The organism is Streptomyces sp. NPDC051452 (genome assembly GCF_044454765.1).
GTDB lineage: Bacteria > Actinomycetota > Actinomycetes > Streptomycetales > Streptomycetaceae > Streptomyces.
Genome location: NZ_JBITEB010000013.1, coordinates 29,578 through 44,184 on the forward strand (window position 1 = coordinate 29,578; position 14,607 = coordinate 44,184).

The following is a 14,607-nucleotide window of genomic DNA, read 5'->3' on the forward strand; positions in this document are numbered from 1 at the left end:
GCGTTCGGCACGGGTAAGGCCCGGTGAGGCCACCGGTACGGCACTGATACGGCATCGATACGGCACTGATCCGTCACGGGGAGCGCCGACTGGCGTCCGTTGTCGGTGACGTCGGCGAGACTTGCTCCGTGGCACCCACCGACGAGGACAATCAGCCGCCCCTCCGGGACGCGGCGACGACCGGCACGACACCCCCCGACCGGCCCCCGGCCGACGGCGGCACCGTCGCGCCACCCGCCCGCATGCCCCGCTGGCTACCGCGCGCCATGGTGCTCGCGCTCGCGTTGATCGCCTCCTTCCAGCTCGGCAGCTGGGCGTTCCACCAGCTGACCAACCTGTTGATCAACATATTGATCGCGTTCTTCCTGGCCCTCGCGATAGAACCCGCGGTGAGCCGGATGGCCGCCCGCGGCATGCGCAGAGGACTCGCCACCTTCCTGGTCTTTCTCGGATTGACGATCATCACCGCCGGGTTCGTCGCATTGCTCGGCTCCATGCTCGCCGGCCAGATCATCAAGATGATCGAGGGTTTCCCGGACTACCTCGACTCGCTGATCAACTGGATCAATGCGACGTTTCATACCCAGCTCAGACGGGTGGACATCCAGGAGGGGCTGCTCCACTCGTCCTGGCTGCGCAAGTACGCGCAGAACAGCGCGGCCGGCGTCCTCGACGTCTCCGCGCAGGTACTCGGCGGGCTCTTCCAGCTGCTGACGATCGGCCTGTTCTCGTTCTACTTCGCGGCCGACGGTCCCCGGTTGCGCCGTGCCCTGTGCTCCGTCCTGCCGCCGGCGCGGCAGGCCGAGGTGCTGCGCGCCTGGGAGATCGCCGTCGACAAGACGGGTGGATACCTCTACTCGCGCGGCCTCATGGCGCTGATCTCCGGGATCGCGCACTACATCCTGCTGCAGGCCCTCGGTGTGCCGTACGCGCCCGTGCTCGGTGTCTGGGTGGGCCTGGTCTCGCAGTTCATCCCCACCATCGGCACGTACCTCGCGGGCGCCCTGCCGATGTTGATCGCGTTCACCGTCGCGCCCTGGTACGCGGTGTGGGTCCTGGTCTTCGTCGTGATCTACCAGCAGTTCGAGAACTACATGCTCCAGCCCAAGCTGACCGCCAAGACGGTCGACATCCATCCGGCCGTCGCCTTCGGTTCGGTCATCGCGGGCACCGCGCTGCTCGGCGCCGTCGGCGCGCTGATCGCCATCCCCGCCGTGGCCACGTTGCAGGCGTTCCTGGGGGCGTACGTGAAGCGGTACACGGTCACGGACGACCCTCGGGTGCACGGGCACCGTCGCGCGGGGGCGGTCGGCCCCGGTCTGCTCTCCCGCGTACGCCGACTGCGCACGGACAGGCCGGGCGCGGAGGAGTCGTCGTAAGGCTTCGGAGAGGCGTGAGCCGTGTGAGCGTCGACGGATGACCGTCAACGTGTAGGTGGCCGGCGTCACCGTGGGCGCCGTCAATACGCCGGCACCGCCGTCAATACGCCAGCACCGCCCACAGGCCGGCTGCCGCGACGGCCGCCGTGTAACAGCCGGCGGCCGCGGCCACGATCCGCCGGCGCGCCCGGGCGCTCCAGGGAGTGCGGGACAGCAGCCAGGCCAGCAGGGGCAGGACGAGGACGGCGTGCAGGCTCACCCCGTGCAGCGGCTTGAGCGGGGCCGTCGAGTGATAGGCGGCCTCCTGGTGGCCGGTCCGGGTGAGCACGACCCCGCGGGCGATCATCGCCGCCCCCGAGGCCAGTGCCACCATCAGCAACGCGAACCCCGAGCGCACCGCGAGCGCCATACCGGCGGGACCCGTCGGCCGGTGCCGGAAGGCCTGGACGGCGAAGACGGTGAGCAGCACGACCAGCACACCGCCGCCGACGGCGAGCGTCATGGACACCGCCGTGTCGAAGGGGGTCTCCATGTTCAGATGCGAGGGCACCCGGCGCCACGCCTGGAGTGTGATGCCGCCGACCTCCACCACGCAGTCGGCGGCGAACACGAGCAGCAGGACCGAGCGCAGCCGCGCGTCCACTCGCAGGTAGGACGCGACCCAGGCGATCGCGATCAGCGTCACCCCGAAGGAGAGCCCGAAGGTGACGGGCTTGCGCCAGGAGACGGGACCGTCCCAGGGGCCGCCGTCGACGGCGAACACCACCAGGTGCACAAGGCCGGACAGGACGAGGAGCAGCCCCGTCGCGTGGCAGAGGCGGTCCACAGCCCGCGGGATCTTCATGGGGCAAGGCTCGCGGGAACGGGCCGCGAGGTCGTCGTCCGACCGAAGGCACCCGCGGTACGCCGTCGGGAGTACCGATAGTGCCTCGAGGACCCGAGGACTCGAGGACTCGGCTGCTCAGGCGGCTTGGGATCCTGGGGGACTCAAGCGGAGACCGTGGCGGCGGGCGGAATCCAGCGCTTGGCCGGAAGCACCGCGTCGCTGACGCCGTACTCCCTCTTGAGTTGCTCCGGGATGGCGTAGTGCATCACGCGCCCCCGGGTGAGCGACGACAGTTCGAGCACGGCCGTGAGATGACCGAGGCGGTCCAGGGCCCACGCGCCGAGCGGGGAGCGGTCCTCGATGGTCTCCAGCACTCCGAGCAGATGGGGGACGGCCTTGACGAGGGTGTCCCAGCGGGTGCGGGGCACCCGCAGCCAGCCCGCGCAGGTGTCGCCGACGAGGTGGCGGATGAGTGCGGAGACGATCGGGTCGAAGAAGGTGCCGGGGACGACCTCCTCGTAGAGGTCGATGAGCTGCCGGGTCAGATGAGCTCCCTCCTCGGAGGGGCCCATGTGCCGGATCATGTACCGGTCCAGGAAGTGGCGTGCCTCGTCGAGGGACTCGGGTACGGCCTCCTGGTCCACCCCGAGCATGGCTCCGACCACGCGCCAGGCGTAGTAGTAGGCCCGCGCCCCCTCGGTGGACAGGTGGATGCCCAGCCGGTGCAGGCTGTCGAGGACCAGCAGGGAGAAGAACATCTGCCCGCCGATCATGTCCTCCTGGCAGATCGGGGTTCCGTACCTCTCGGTGTCCCAGTTGTCGTCGTGCCGCAGGTGACGGCGGATGGAGGCGTGCAGCAGACGGACCTTCTGGGCGGCCGGGATGAATCGGCTGCCGGCCTCGAAGGCGTCGGGCCGCATCAGATAGACGGTGAACTGACCGGTCTCGGCCATCCGCTTGGAGGGGTACTGCAGCGAATGAGTGGCCGAGAGCAGTTTCGCGACATGCGGGACGACGTAGCAGGCGGGCATCGAGGCGAACGACAGTGCCGTGGAGATGTGCACGTTGTTGTCGATGAAGAACAGCCGTGCCCTTTCCATCTCCTCCCAGTCCACCCAGGCCGGCGGGGCGCTCGTGGCCTGGAGATACTCGCGTGCCACGTCGGGCAGCCCGTCCGGCAGGGGCGCGCCCGAGGAGGAGACGTGGCGCATCAGGGTGTTGAACGCGCCGACCTGCCCGCGGTCGAAGAGGGCGGCGACGGTGGCATCGGCGAGCGCGTCGCCTTCCTGTCGCAGGGCGTCCATCGACGCCTCGGTGAAGTCCATGGCGGCTCCTTGTCTCAGGGCGTTGTGGATCAGTACGGGCGGACCGTCGCCGCATGGGCCAGCGCGGTCAGGGCGGTGGCGGCGGGTGCGGGCACGTTCAGTTCGTGAAGGGCGTCGAGGGCCTCCTCCACGCGCGCGTGGATCATGTTCTCGATCCGGTCGGGCGCGCCGAGCCCGTTCATCACCTCACGGATCGAGTCCAGCCCTTCCCGGCCCGGCTCCGCCGGGCCGCCCAGCAGGCTCCCCAGCCGCTCCCGCCCGTCCGCGTCGGCGATGCGCCAGGCCTCCGCCAGCAACGTGGTGGGGCGGTGGCCGCGTACGTCGTCGCCGTCGGCCTTCCCGGTGCGCTCCGGGTCGCCGAACAGGCCCAGCAGATCGTCCCGGAGCTGGAACGCCTCGCCCAGCGGCAGTCCGTAGGCGGAGTAGCCCGCACTCAGCCGTTCACCGGCCCCGGCCAGCGTGCCGCCGATGAGCAGGGGCTGTTCGACCGTGTACTTGGCCGTCTTGTACCGGATCACCTTCAGCGACGCCGTGGTGTCCGGAACGGATCCCGTCCTCAGGATCTCCAGGCACTCGCCCGCGACCAGTTCCCGCGCCAGCAGTGACCACAGCGGCCGGGCCCGGGCGAGATACGCGCCGGGCAGGCCGCTGCCGGTGAACAGCTGACCGGCCAGCGCCATCAACAGGTTTCCGACCAGCATCGCCAGTGATCTCGCGGCGGCCTCGGGACGCGGATGTCCGGGCACCGCGTCCCGCAGGGCCAGATGGGCCGTGGGCCGGCCGTGGCGCAGGACGCTGTCGTCGATCAGATCGTCGTGCACGACCGCGGCGGCGTGGACCAGTTCCATGGAGGCCGCGGCCCGCACCAGCGCGTCGCTGTCCGGCTGGCCGACCGCGCGCCAGCCCCAGTAGCAGAAGGCGGCCCGCAGCCGCTTGCCGCCCGCGACCGCCGACTCCAGCTCTTCGGCCACCGGTCCCAGGGCGGGATCGACCGAGGCCAGCAGATCCGCCTCCTGAGCGACGAAGTGGTGCAACACCTCGTCGACACGGGCCTTGAACGCGGCCGTGTCCCACCGTTCAGCCCCCATCGGCGCTCCGGCGGGCCACCGCGTGCCGGGCGAGGACCTCCAGATGGGCCGGCGGCACGGTCGCGTACCGGTCCAGGACCAGCCGGCCGCGCGCCATCAGATCGTGCTCGGCCTGGGCGGCCAGTTCGGCGGTGTCGGAGCGGCGCAGCAGCCCCCGTACGGTCGACAGTGCCGTGCCCAGCGTGCTCACCGCCAGATCGGCCACCCCCGCCACCAGCAGTACGGCCTGTTCGTCCAGGCCCGTACGGCGTCGCGCTTCCTGTGTCATTCCCTCTCCCCAGCGGCACACGAGGACGGCAACGATCGGGCGCCGCCCCACGAGCATCGCGCCCGGCCGGGGCGGGAAGGAGGTATCTCGTCGTCGGGCGCACCATCGGGTGAAGGACTCGCTCGACTGTGCGGATCAGCGACACCAGGAGTGTCGGACTCGCACGCGGGTGCGACCGGACACCGGCACGACCGGAGGTTCGGACGACCGCGTGGTGCGCTTGACACGAAAATCGAACATCCATTCATATGGAGGCTCAGGCAAGGCTTTCGGCAGAGGGTTTTGGTCCGGTTCGCGGGGAAATGCCCCTCGGTTATCCACAGGCTGGGCCTGCGTCGGGGCGCATTGTCAGTGGCAGGCGTTAGCGTCTTTGACGTGAAGCGATCGACTCAAGCAAACCGGGTGGAACCCATGGCAGGAACCGACCGCGAGAAGGCGCTCGACGCCGCGCTCGCACAGATTGAACGGCAGTTCGGCAAGGGTGCCGTCATGCGCCTTGGCGAGCGGCCGAACGAGCCCATCGAGGTCATCCCCACCGGGTCGACCGCCCTTGACGTCGCCCTCGGCGTGGGCGGCCTGCCGCGCGGCCGCGTCGTAGAGGTGTACGGCCCGGAGTCGTCCGGCAAGACGACCCTGACCCTGCACGCCGTGGCGAACGCGCAGAAGGCCGGCGGCCAGGTCGCCTTCGTCGACGCGGAGCACGCCCTCGACCCCGAGTACGCGAAGAAGCTCGGCGTCGACATCGACAACCTGATCCTCTCGCAGCCGGACAACGGCGAGCAGGCCCTGGAGATCGTGGACATGCTGGTCCGCTCCGGTGCCCTCGACCTCATCGTCATCGACTCCGTCGCCGCGCTCGTCCCGCGCGCGGAGATCGAGGGCGAGATGGGCGACAGTCACGTCGGTCTCCAGGCCCGGCTGATGAGCCAGGCGCTGCGCAAGATCACCAGTGCGCTCAACCAGTCCAAGACCACCGCGATCTTCATCAACCAGCTGCGCGAGAAGATCGGCGTGATGTTCGGCTCCCCGGAGACCACGACCGGTGGCCGGGCGCTGAAGTTCTACGCCTCGGTGCGACTCGACATCCGTCGCATCGAGACCCTGAAGGACGGCACGGACGCGGTCGGCAACCGCACCCGCGTCAAGGTCGTCAAGAACAAGGTCGCGCCCCCCTTCAAGCAGGCCGAGTTCGACATCCTCTACGGGCAGGGCATCAGCCGCGAGGGCGGTCTGATCGACATGGGTGTGGAGAACGGCTTCGTCCGCAAGGCCGGCGCCTGGTACACGTACGAGGGCGACCAGCTCGGCCAGGGCAAGGAGAACGCGCGCAACTTCCTGAAGGACAACCCCGACCTGGCCAACGAGATCGAGAAGAAGATCAAGGAGAAGCTGGGCGTGGGGGTTCGGCCGGAGGAGCCCGCCGCCGAGCCGGGAGCGGACGCGGCGGTGGCCACCGCGGCCGCCGACGACGCCAAGGCGGTACCCGCTCCGGCTGCCGCCAAGGCCACCAAGCCCAGGGCCGCCGCTGCCAAGAGCTGACCCGTGACACGACGAACCGACTGGGCCGAGTACGAGTACGCCACCCCCGGCGCCCCGCGCGGGAGGGGCGCCGGGGACTACCCGGGCCCCGCCCCGGCCGGCGACGACGGACACCGCGGACGGCGGGACGGCGGACACGACGAGGGGCAGGGCGCGTACGACAGTGACGGCGGCGCGCACCCGGGCTCAGCGGACGACGGGCCGTACGGGACCGGGGACGGCTCCCCGGGGCGCGGAACCGAAGGCACCGCCGGACCACGCAGTGCCCGGAGGCGCGGTCGGCGGCGAGGCGGCTTCGGGGACGCGCCCGGTGAGGACGAAGGCGCCCCTTCCTCGTCGAGGGCCGAGCGGGGGGAGTCTTCAGGGGACCCGGCTGAGCGGGCGCGGGCGATCTGCCTGCGCCTGCTCACCGGGACCCCGCGCACCCGAAAGCAGCTCGCGGACGCCCTGAGCAAGCGGGAGATCCCCGAGGAGGTGGCCGAAGAGGTGCTGTCGCGGTTCGAGGAGGTCGGGCTGATCAACGACGGCGCCTTCGCGGACGCCTGGGTGGAGTCCCGGCACCACGGCCGCGGGCTCGCCCGGCGCGCACTCGCCCGGGAACTGCGCACCAAGGGCGTCGACTCCGAGGTGATCGACGAGGCCGTCGGCCGGCTCGACTCCGAGCAGGAGGAGGCGACCGCCCGCGACCTGGTCGACCGCAAACTCAGGGCCACTCGCGGCCTCGACCGTGACAAACGGCTCCGCCGCCTCGCCGGCATGCTGGCCCGCAAGGGCTACCCCGAGGGCATGGCCCTCCGCGTCGTCCGCCAGGCCCTCGAAGAAGAGGGGGAGGACACGGAGTTCCTCGGAGACGCGGACTTCTGAAGCACACGCCGGACCACCGCGGCGGCCGGGGGCGGGCGACCCGCACCGCTCATGCCGTGCCCGGTGGCTCCACCGGCAGTCCCGCCGCGCGCCAGGCCTGGAAGCCGCCCACCAGGTCGGTGGCCCGGTGCAGGCCCAGTTGGTGCAGGGAGGCAGCGGCGAGGCTGGAGGCGTAACCCTCGTTGCAGACCACGACGACGCGCAGGTCGTGCCCCGTGGCCTCAGGCGCGCGGTGGCTGCCCTGGGGATCGAGGCGCCACTCCAGTTCGTTGCGCTCGACGACGAGGGCGCCCGGGATCAGCCCGTCGCGCTCGCGCAGGGCCGCGTACCGGATGTCGACCAGGAGTGCCTCTCCCGCCAGCGCCGCCTCGTGTGCTTCCTTCGCCTCGACGCGCTGATAGCCCGCGCGGACCCGCTCCAGCAGTTCGTCTACGCCGACGGGCCGCGCGCCCGGGTCGCCGCTCACTGCCAGTCCTCCGGGCGTTCGACCTGCTCCAGGCGCAGTACCGGGCCGGTGCGGCTGAAGCGACGGATCCGCGGCAGCGGCGGGTAGTAGGCGTGGACGGAGATCGCGTGCTGATCGGGGGACTCGTTGAGCACCTCGTGCACATGGTGATGGCCGAACGAGCGCCCCTTCCCGGCGGGCAGCCGGCGTTCGCGGTCGAGGTCCTCGGCGAGTTCCAGGGTCTTCCAGCCGTCGGTGGGCAGCCGGACGGCGAGGGAGTACTCCTTGAGCTCGCCGGAGGCGGTGAGGAAGGCACCGGCCGAGTCGGCGTGGTCGTGCCAGCCGGTGCCGGTGCCGGGGGGCCAGCCGATCAGCCAGGCCTCGCTGCCGCCCGGACCCTCCAGGCGGACCCAGGTGCGGCCTTCGGGGTCGAGCGGGAGGGAGGCGATCAGCTCGGCGTCGGCCGCCGTACGCCGGACGAAGTCGAGGAGGTCCGCCTGGCTGGGCGCCGAGCCGACGGCAGGGGGCAGGGAGGCAGAGGGGACAGACACGTGCACCGTCCTGAGGGAGATTCGCGGAACGGGCGTGCCACGACGCCCGGAAAAGAAAGAAGGATGCGAATTCAGCAGGACGGACGACACACGCAGCCCGCATAGCGGACGAGGTCCATATGGACCCTCCGCCACAGGCGCACATAGGTGTCGGTCACGATCCGGAGTACAGCACGCTGCCGCACTCCGGTCAACCAACTGCCACTATGTGGACAAAGGGTGATGGAGTACGAGGTCAGGGCGCGGCGGAGCCGACCTCGGCCTCCTGCTTCACGGCGCCGCCCACCGCGGCCTCGGCCGCCGAGTACAGATCCGCCGGACGGACTCCGCTCTGCGCGGTGACCAGATGACCGTCGGGGCGTACGAGCAGCACGCTGTGCGCCGGCGCGCCCGGATAGCTCTCGGCGACCAGCAGCTCGGCGGGGTGCGGCAGCGCGGACACGGCGGCGGCGAGCCGGGGCATCACGCCGGCGGAGACCCAGTGCTTGCGGTCCCACACACCCGTGCCCGGTGCGATCAGGACGACGAGCAGAGCCCCCCTGTCGAACCGCTCGCGCAGTTGAACGAAGGAACCGTCCTCCGCCGTCACGCGGACGTCCGTGACCTGGGCGCCGGGCGGGGTGCCGACCGGGATCTCCGCCTCTGGAAGCAGGGGCGCGAGCGGGGAGTCGGCATACGCACCCGGCGCACCGAGCGGCCCGCGCCCCAGGTGACCGTCCGAGAGCAGCGCGTCGTGGCCACGGGCCGTACCCGGGACCATGGTGCGCAGCCCGCCTCCGCCGCGCAGCACCGGCAGCACCTGGTCGGCGGCGCGCAGCCGGGCGGCGACCACCGCGCGCCGTTCGGCCTGGTAGCTGTCCAGCAGCGTCTCGTGCGGGCCGCGGTGCCAGGACACGGCCAGTTTCCAGGCGAGGTTGTCGGCATCCCGCAGGCCCTCGTCGAGCCCCTGGGTGCCGAGCGCGCCGAGGAGGTGGGCCGCGTCCCCGGCGAGGAACACCCGCCCCGCGCGCCAGCGGCGGGCCACCCGGTGGTGCACGGTGTGGACACCGGTGTCGAGCAGCTCGTACGCCGGTGTGGAGCCGTCGGTCCAGGCCGCGAGGGTCTCGCGGATCCGGGCCACCAGAAGCTCGGGCGTGACCAGGTCCTTGCCCGGCGGCAGCAGCCAGTCCAGGCGCCACACACCGTCCGGGAGGGGCCGGGCGGTCACCTCCCCGGCGGAGGGCCCGGACTGCCGCCACGACGGCATCCGATGGAGCAACGCCTGACCCGCCCAGGGAAGTTCCGCGCGCAGTGCGGCGACCGCGTGGCGTTCCACGGCCGTACGGCCCGGGAAGCGGATGTCCTGGAGTTTGCGGACCGTCGAGCGGGTTCCGTCGCACCCGACCAGGTAGCTGCCGCGCCACCACGTGCCGCCGGGGCCGCGGGTGTGCGCGCTGACGCCGGAACGCTCCTGCTCGATGGCGTCCACCCGACTGTCCACGGCCAGCCTCACCAGCGGTTCGGCCGTGGCGGCCGAGCGCAGGGCGTGGGTGAGGACGTGCTGGGCGATGTGCAGCGGCGCGGCGGGGTCGGCCTCCTCGAAGGTGATCTCGCTCATCACCTGCTTGCGCCGCACAGAACGCCATCCGGCCCAGCGCACACCGTGCTCGGCGAGCGCCACTCCCGTCAGCCGCTCCAGCAGGGCGGCCGTGTCCTCGCGCAGCACGACGGTGCGCGCCGGGCGGGGTTCGTCCTTGCCGGGGCCCTCGTCCAGAACGACGCACGGCACTTCCTGACGGGCCAGCAGCAGGGCGAGCGTGAGCCCGACGGGCCCTGCCCCGACCACGATCACCGGGTCCATGACGCGGCGCCCCCTGCCCGTGACGATGCCCTGACGGGGACGAGTGAACAGGAAGGTGGAGCCGGGTGCACGATCACACAACGTATGCAACCCATTGGCAGAGTTTGCGTCAAGCGACCGGAGGCAGTGGCGATCATGCCACTGCCTCCGGGTGGTGCATTCGGGTCTGATCGGGCGTCAGGCCGCGACGCCGGTGGCGGTGGTGCCCGCGATGTCCGCCACGTCCTGGCCCCCGAGCACCGCGCCGGTCGACTTCTTCCGCCGCCGCAGTCGGCCCTCGAGCCAGCTCGCGAAGGAGGTCAGCGAGAAGTTGATGAGCACGTAGATCACGGCCACCACCGTGAACGACGCGATGGTGTTGGCGCCGTAGTAGCCGCTCATCGTGTTCGCCGAGGCGAGCAGTTCGGGGAAGGTGAGGACGGCGCCGCCGAGCGCCGTGTCCTTCACGATGACCACCAGCTGGCTGACGATGGCCGGGAGCATCGCGGTGACCGCCTGCGGCAGCAGGATGAGCCGCATCACCTGCCCCTTGCGCAGGCCGATCGCCATGGCGCCCTCGGACTGGCCCTTCGGCAGGGCGAGGATGCCCGCCCGGACGATCTCGGCGAGCACCGACGCGTTGTACAGCACCAGGCCGGTGACGACCGCGTACAGCGGGCGGTCGTCGGAGCTGACGTCGGTGTACTGACTGAACAGCTCGTTCCCGAAGATCATGAGGACCAGTACCGGGATCGCGCGGAAGAACTCGATCACGACCGTGGCGGGAACGCGCACCCAGGCGTGGTCCGAGAGCCGGGCGATGCCGAAGACGGCTCCCAGCGGCAGAGCGATGACCATCGCCAGCGCCGCCGCCTTCAGGGTGTTCTGCAGACCGGGCCAGATGTACGTCGTGTACGCCTCGGAACCGACGAACGGCTTCCACAGGACCCAGTCCAGCTGGTGCTTGTCGTCGAGGGCGGTGTACACCCACCAGACGACGGCCGCGGCCACGACTATGAAGAGGGCCGCGTAGAGGACGTTGCGCCGTCTGGCGCGCGGGCCCTGGGCGTCGTAGAGGACCGAGCTCATCGCTTCACCGCCACCTTCTTGCCCACCCAGCCGAGGATCAGACCGGTCGGCAGGGTCAGGCAGCAGAAACCGAAGGCGATGACCGCGGAGATCAGCAGCAGCTGAGCCTCCTTCTCGACCATTTCCTTCATCACGTACGCCGCCTCCGCCACACCGATCGCGGCGGCCACTGTCGTGTTCTTCGTCAACGCGATCAGCACGTTGGTCAGCGGTCCGACCGTGGCGCGGAACGCCTGTGGCAGCACGACCAGGAACAGCACCTGGGTGAAGTTCAGACCGAGGGCCCGCGCGGCCTCCGCCTGACCGACCGGCACGGTGTTGATGCCGGAGCGGATCGCCTCACAGACGAAAGCCGACGTGTAGACGATCAGACCCAGTACGGCCAGCCGGAAGTTGATCGTCTTGAAGTCGTCCGCACCGAGGGTGATGCGCAGCGTCTGGTTGAGACCGAGCGAGGAGAACAGGATGATCACCGTGAGCGGGATGTTCCGCACGATGTTCACGTAGGCGGTGCCGAAACCGCGCATCAGCGGCACCGGGCCCACCCGCATAGCGGCCAACAGGGTGCCCCAGATCAGGGAGCCGACGGCGGCCAGCAGGGCGAGCTGCACCGTCGTCCAGAACGCCCCCAGTACGTCGTAATCTTGAAGAAAGTCGAACACGATCTCCCGCGCTTCCGCGTGTAGGGATGCCCGGGTGCGCCGCCCTCACGGACGGCGCAACCGCCGGCGCTGCCTCAGCTCTTGATGTCGCCGATCTTCGGGGCGAGCTCGTTCTTGTAGCCGGCCGGGCCGAAGTTCTTCTTCACGGCCGTGTCCCAGGAGCCGTCGGAGACCATGCTCTCCAGCGCCTTGTTGATCTTGTCCTTGAGGTCGCTGCCCTTCTTGACGCCGATGCCGTAGTTCTCGTTGGTCATCTTCAGGCCGCCCAGCTTGAACTTGCCCTTGAACTGGGCCTGGGAGGCGTAACCGGCGAGGATCGAGTCGTCCGTGGTCAGCGCGTCGATCGCCTTGTTCTGCAGACCGGTCAGACACGCCGAGTAGGTCGGGTACTCCTGGAGCTGCGCCTTGGGGGCCAGCTTGTCGTGGACGTTCTGCGCGGACGTCGAGCCGGTGACCGAACAGAGATTCTTGTGGTTGAGGTCCGACGCCGACTTGATGCTGGTGTCGTCCGCACGCACCAGCACGTCCTGGTGCGCCAGCAGGTACGGGCCCGCGAAGTCCACCAGCTTCTGGCGCTCCGGGGTGATCGAGTAGGAGGCGGCGATGAAGTCGACGTCACCGCGCTTGAGCATGGTCTCGCGGTCGGCGCTCTTCGACTCCTTCCACTCGATCTGCTTCTCGCTGTAACCGAGCTTCTTGGCGACGTAGGTCGCCACGTCGACGTCGAAACCGGCGTAGCCCTGCGGGGTCTTCTGGCCGATGCCCGGCTGGTCGAACTTGATGCCGATGGTGATCTTCTTGCCGGAGGAGCTGTCGTCCTTCTTGTCGCCGCCGCACGCGGTGGCGCTCACGGTGAGGGCGAGTACGACGGCCGAGGCGGCGGTGACCTTGCGGAGCTTCATGGGGAACATCCTTTGAGTGGTGAGGAACGAGGTCCCCGGTGCGGGGGACGGCGCGACCGGAGCGGCGCCCTCAGTGGTGCAGGATCTTGGACAGGAAGTCCTTGGCCCGGTCGCTGCGCGGGTTGCTGAAGAACTGGTCGGGCGCAGCCTCTTCGACGATCCGGCCGTCGGCCATGAAGACCACACGGTTCGCCGCCGACCGCGCGAAGCCCATCTCGTGGGTCACGACGATCATCGTCATGCCCTCGCGGGCGAGTTGCTGCATGACCTCGAGGACCTCGTTGATCATCTCGGGGTCGAGGGCGGAGGTCGGCTCGTCGAAGAGCATGACCTTCGGGTCCATCGCCAACGCCCGCGCGATCGCGACACGCTGCTGCTGGCCGCCGGACAACTGGGCGGGGTACTTGTCCGCCTGGGTGCCCACACCGACCCGGTCGAGCAGGGCCCGCGCCTTCTCCTCGGCCTTCTTCTTCTCCACCTTGCGGACCTTGACCTGGCCCAGCGTCACGTTCTCGAGCACGGTCTTGTGCGCGAAGAGGTTGAAGGACTGGAAGACCATCCCGACGTCCGCCCGCAGCCGCGCCAGTTCCCGGCCCTCGTACGGCAGGGGCTTGCCGTCGATCGTGATCGTGCCCGAGTCGGTCGGCTCCAGGCGGTTGATGGTGCGGCACAGCGTCGACTTACCGGACCCGGAGGGCCCGATGACCACGACGACCTCGCCGCGGGCGATCGTCAGGTCGATGTCCTGGAGCACGTGCAACGCGCCGAAGTGCTTGTTGACACTCCTCAGGACGACCAGTTCGTCGGACGCGGCCACGTCTTCCTTGGCCACCGATACATTGGTCATCGCTCTCAGGCTCCGTCCTCCTCGGGTTTCCGTGGACAGTAATGAGCGGCTGTGACCTGCGTCATCACATCTGAGGGGAATCTGAGCATCACGATCCGATAGCAATCGGACACGTGTCGTAGTACCGGTCACCGCCGCGCATATCGGCCGGGTAACGGAAGCGACCGGCAACCCGAACGCTCTTGACGCCGTCCTTATCCATCGGCGTCACTGCCATGGTGCACGCGCGTGTGCACCCACCGTTGGCGCACACGACTGGGCGCCACACGTGAACCGAGACCGTACGACCACTGAACCGGAGGGGGCCGGGATGAGACTGCTGCTCGTGGAGGACGACAACCACGTCGCCGCGGCCCTGTCCGCCGTCCTCGCGCGACACGGCTTCGACGTCACCCACGCGCGCAGCGGTGAGGAAGCGCTGCAGGCACTGGTCCCCGAGGGCGCAAACTTCGGCGTCGTCCTGCTCGACCTGGGCCTGCCCGACCAGGACGGATACGAGGTCTGCGGCAAGATCCGCAAGCGCACCGCCATCCCGGTGATCATGGTCACCGCGCGGGCCGACGTCCGCTCCCGCATCCACGGGCTCAACCTGGGCGCCGACGACTACGTGGTGAAGCCCTACGACACCGGTGAACTGCTCGCCCGTATCCACGCCGTCAGCAGGCGCACCGTCCATGAGGATCCGGTCGCGGCCGGTGAGAGCGCCCTGCACCTCGGGGCCGTACGCATCGAATTGCCCACCCGCCAGGTCAGCGTGGACGGTTCGGTCGTCCAACTCACCCGCAAGGAGTTCGATCTGCTCGCGCTGCTGGCCCAGCGCCCGGGCGTCGTCTTCCGCCGGGAACAGATCATCAGCGAGGTCTGGCGCACCAGTTGGGAGGGCACCGGCCGCACCCTGGAGGTGCACGTCGCCTCCCTGCGCGCCAAACTGCGCATGCCCGCGCTGATCGAGACCGTACGCGGCGTCGGCTACCGGCTCGTCGCCCCGGCCGCCTAGCGGAGG

Annotated in this window: 16 protein-coding genes; 4 read left to right on the forward strand and 12 right to left on the reverse strand. The window is 70.0% G+C overall.

From position 1 onward, the window contains the following. Positions 1-128 precede the first annotated feature (128 nt). Positions 129-1,379, forward strand: a complete 1,251-nt coding sequence (locus ACIBA9_RS26765) for an AI-2E family transporter (protein ID WP_399366858.1) — start codon at positions 129-131, stop codon at positions 1,377-1,379. 100 nt (positions 1,380-1,479) lie between these two features. Here the strand turns inward: ACIBA9_RS26765 and ACIBA9_RS26770 are convergent, their stop codons facing one another. The 4 genes from ACIBA9_RS26770 to ACIBA9_RS26785 form a co-directional block, all read right to left on the reverse strand. Continuing rightward, positions 1,480-2,223, reverse strand: coding sequence for a hypothetical protein (locus tag ACIBA9_RS26770; protein WP_399366860.1), 744 nt, complete (start codon positions 2,221-2,223; stop codon positions 1,480-1,482). Positions 2,224-2,366: 143 nt separating this feature from the next. After that, positions 2,367-3,530 carry an oxygenase MpaB family protein gene (locus ACIBA9_RS26775; protein WP_399366862.1) on the reverse strand — a complete coding sequence of 388 codons (1,164 nt, stop codon included), beginning with the start codon at positions 3,528-3,530 and terminating at the stop codon, positions 2,367-2,369. A 29-nt stretch (positions 3,531-3,559) separates the two neighbouring features. Further along, positions 3,560-4,618, reverse strand: coding sequence for a polyprenyl synthetase family protein (locus ACIBA9_RS26780; protein WP_399366864.1), 1,059 nt, complete (start codon positions 4,616-4,618; stop codon positions 3,560-3,562). Further along, positions 4,608-4,886: a polyprenyl synthetase gene (locus ACIBA9_RS26785; protein ID WP_399366866.1), complete on the reverse strand. Its 279-nt coding sequence runs from the start codon at positions 4,884-4,886 to the stop codon at positions 4,608-4,610. Before ACIBA9_RS26785 ends, ACIBA9_RS26780 begins: the two co-directional genes overlap by 11 nt. A 411-nt stretch (positions 4,887-5,297) precedes the next feature. Here ACIBA9_RS26785 and recA point away from each other — a divergent pair, with 411 nt between their 5' ends. Both recA and recX read left to right on the forward strand, forming a co-directional pair. Next, the gene (recA, locus tag ACIBA9_RS26790) at positions 5,298-6,425 is read left to right on the forward strand and encodes a recombinase RecA (protein ID WP_362157577.1); all 1,128 of its coding nucleotides are present in this window, start codon (positions 5,298-5,300) and stop codon (positions 6,423-6,425) included. 3 nt (positions 6,426-6,428) lie between these two features. Next, positions 6,429-7,289: a recombination regulator RecX gene (gene recX / locus ACIBA9_RS26795; protein ID WP_399366868.1), complete on the forward strand. Its 861-nt coding sequence runs from the start codon at positions 6,429-6,431 to the stop codon at positions 7,287-7,289. A gap of 49 nt (positions 7,290-7,338) precedes the next feature. Here the strand turns inward: recX and ACIBA9_RS26800 are convergent, their stop codons facing one another. The 8 genes from ACIBA9_RS26800 to ACIBA9_RS26835 form a co-directional block, all read right to left on the reverse strand. Then, complete coding sequence (locus ACIBA9_RS26800) at positions 7,339-7,755, reverse strand: rhodanese-like domain-containing protein (RefSeq protein ID WP_399366870.1); 417 nt, start codon at positions 7,753-7,755, stop codon at positions 7,339-7,341. Beyond that, positions 7,752-8,291 (reverse strand): cysteine dioxygenase, encoded by a 540-nt coding sequence (locus ACIBA9_RS26805; RefSeq protein WP_399366872.1) that lies wholly within the window; start codon positions 8,289-8,291, stop codon positions 7,752-7,754. Before ACIBA9_RS26805 ends, ACIBA9_RS26800 begins: the two co-directional genes overlap by 4 nt. A gap of 65 nt (positions 8,292-8,356) precedes the next feature. Further along, the gene (locus ACIBA9_RS26810) at positions 8,357-8,404 is read right to left on the reverse strand and encodes a hypothetical protein (RefSeq protein ID WP_309506048.1); all 48 of its coding nucleotides are present in this window, start codon (positions 8,402-8,404) and stop codon (positions 8,357-8,359) included. Between the two features lie 116 nt (positions 8,405-8,520). Further along, the gene (locus ACIBA9_RS26815; protein WP_399366873.1) at positions 8,521-10,125 is read right to left on the reverse strand and encodes an FAD-dependent monooxygenase; all 1,605 of its coding nucleotides are present in this window, start codon (positions 10,123-10,125) and stop codon (positions 8,521-8,523) included. A 177-nt stretch (positions 10,126-10,302) separates the two neighbouring features. Further along, positions 10,303-11,193: an amino acid ABC transporter permease gene (locus ACIBA9_RS26820; RefSeq protein ID WP_399366874.1), complete on the reverse strand. Its 891-nt coding sequence runs from the start codon at positions 11,191-11,193 to the stop codon at positions 10,303-10,305. After that, complete coding sequence (locus ACIBA9_RS26825; RefSeq protein ID WP_399366876.1) at positions 11,190-11,855, reverse strand: amino acid ABC transporter permease; 666 nt, start codon at positions 11,853-11,855, stop codon at positions 11,190-11,192. Before ACIBA9_RS26825 ends, ACIBA9_RS26820 begins: the two co-directional genes overlap by 4 nt. A 74-nt stretch (positions 11,856-11,929) precedes the next feature. After that, positions 11,930-12,757: a glutamate ABC transporter substrate-binding protein gene (locus tag ACIBA9_RS26830; protein WP_399366877.1), complete on the reverse strand. Its 828-nt coding sequence runs from the start codon at positions 12,755-12,757 to the stop codon at positions 11,930-11,932. A gap of 70 nt (positions 12,758-12,827) precedes the next feature. Continuing rightward, entirely contained in the window at positions 12,828-13,604 is a 777-nt protein-coding gene (locus ACIBA9_RS26835) for an amino acid ABC transporter ATP-binding protein (protein ID WP_362157600.1), read from the reverse strand. A 310-nt stretch (positions 13,605-13,914) separates the two neighbouring features. Between ACIBA9_RS26835 and ACIBA9_RS26840 the strand changes: the two genes are divergently transcribed. Continuing rightward, on the forward strand, positions 13,915-14,601 hold the full coding sequence (locus ACIBA9_RS26840) for a response regulator transcription factor (RefSeq protein WP_362157603.1): 687 nt from the start codon (positions 13,915-13,917) through the stop codon (positions 14,599-14,601). Positions 14,602-14,607: the final 6 nt, after the last annotated feature.

What these genes read in the sequence shown, in the direction of transcription:
- ACIBA9_RS26770 (WP_399366860.1), bottom strand. Translation starts at nt 2,223, where the DNA reads ATGAAGATCCCGCGGGCTGTGGACCGCCTCTGCCACGCGACGGGGCTG.
- ACIBA9_RS26775 (WP_399366862.1), bottom strand. Translation starts at nt 3,530, where the DNA reads ATGGACTTCACCGAGGCGTCGATGGACGCCCTGCGACAGGAAGGCGAC.
- ACIBA9_RS26780 (WP_399366864.1), bottom strand. Translation starts at nt 4,618, where the DNA reads ATGGGGGCTGAACGGTGGGACACGGCCGCGTTCAAGGCCCGTGTCGAC.
- ACIBA9_RS26785 (WP_399366866.1), bottom strand. Translation starts at nt 4,886, where the DNA reads ATGACACAGGAAGCGCGACGCCGTACGGGCCTGGACGAACAGGCCGTA.
- recA (WP_362157577.1), top strand. Translation starts at nt 5,298, where the DNA reads ATGGCAGGAACCGACCGCGAGAAGGCGCTCGACGCCGCGCTCGCACAG.
- ACIBA9_RS26815 (WP_399366873.1), bottom strand. Translation starts at nt 10,125, where the DNA reads ATGGACCCGGTGATCGTGGTCGGGGCAGGGCCCGTCGGGCTCACGCTC.
- ACIBA9_RS26820 (WP_399366874.1), bottom strand. Translation starts at nt 11,193, where the DNA reads ATGAGCTCGGTCCTCTACGACGCCCAGGGCCCGCGCGCCAGACGGCGC.
- ACIBA9_RS26830 (WP_399366877.1), bottom strand. Translation starts at nt 12,757, where the DNA reads ATGAAGCTCCGCAAGGTCACCGCCGCCTCGGCCGTCGTACTCGCCCTC.
- ACIBA9_RS26835 (WP_362157600.1), bottom strand. Translation starts at nt 13,604, where the DNA reads ATGACCAATGTATCGGTGGCCAAGGAAGACGTGGCCGCGTCCGACGAA.
- ACIBA9_RS26840 (WP_362157603.1), top strand. Translation starts at nt 13,915, where the DNA reads ATGAGACTGCTGCTCGTGGAGGACGACAACCACGTCGCCGCGGCCCTG.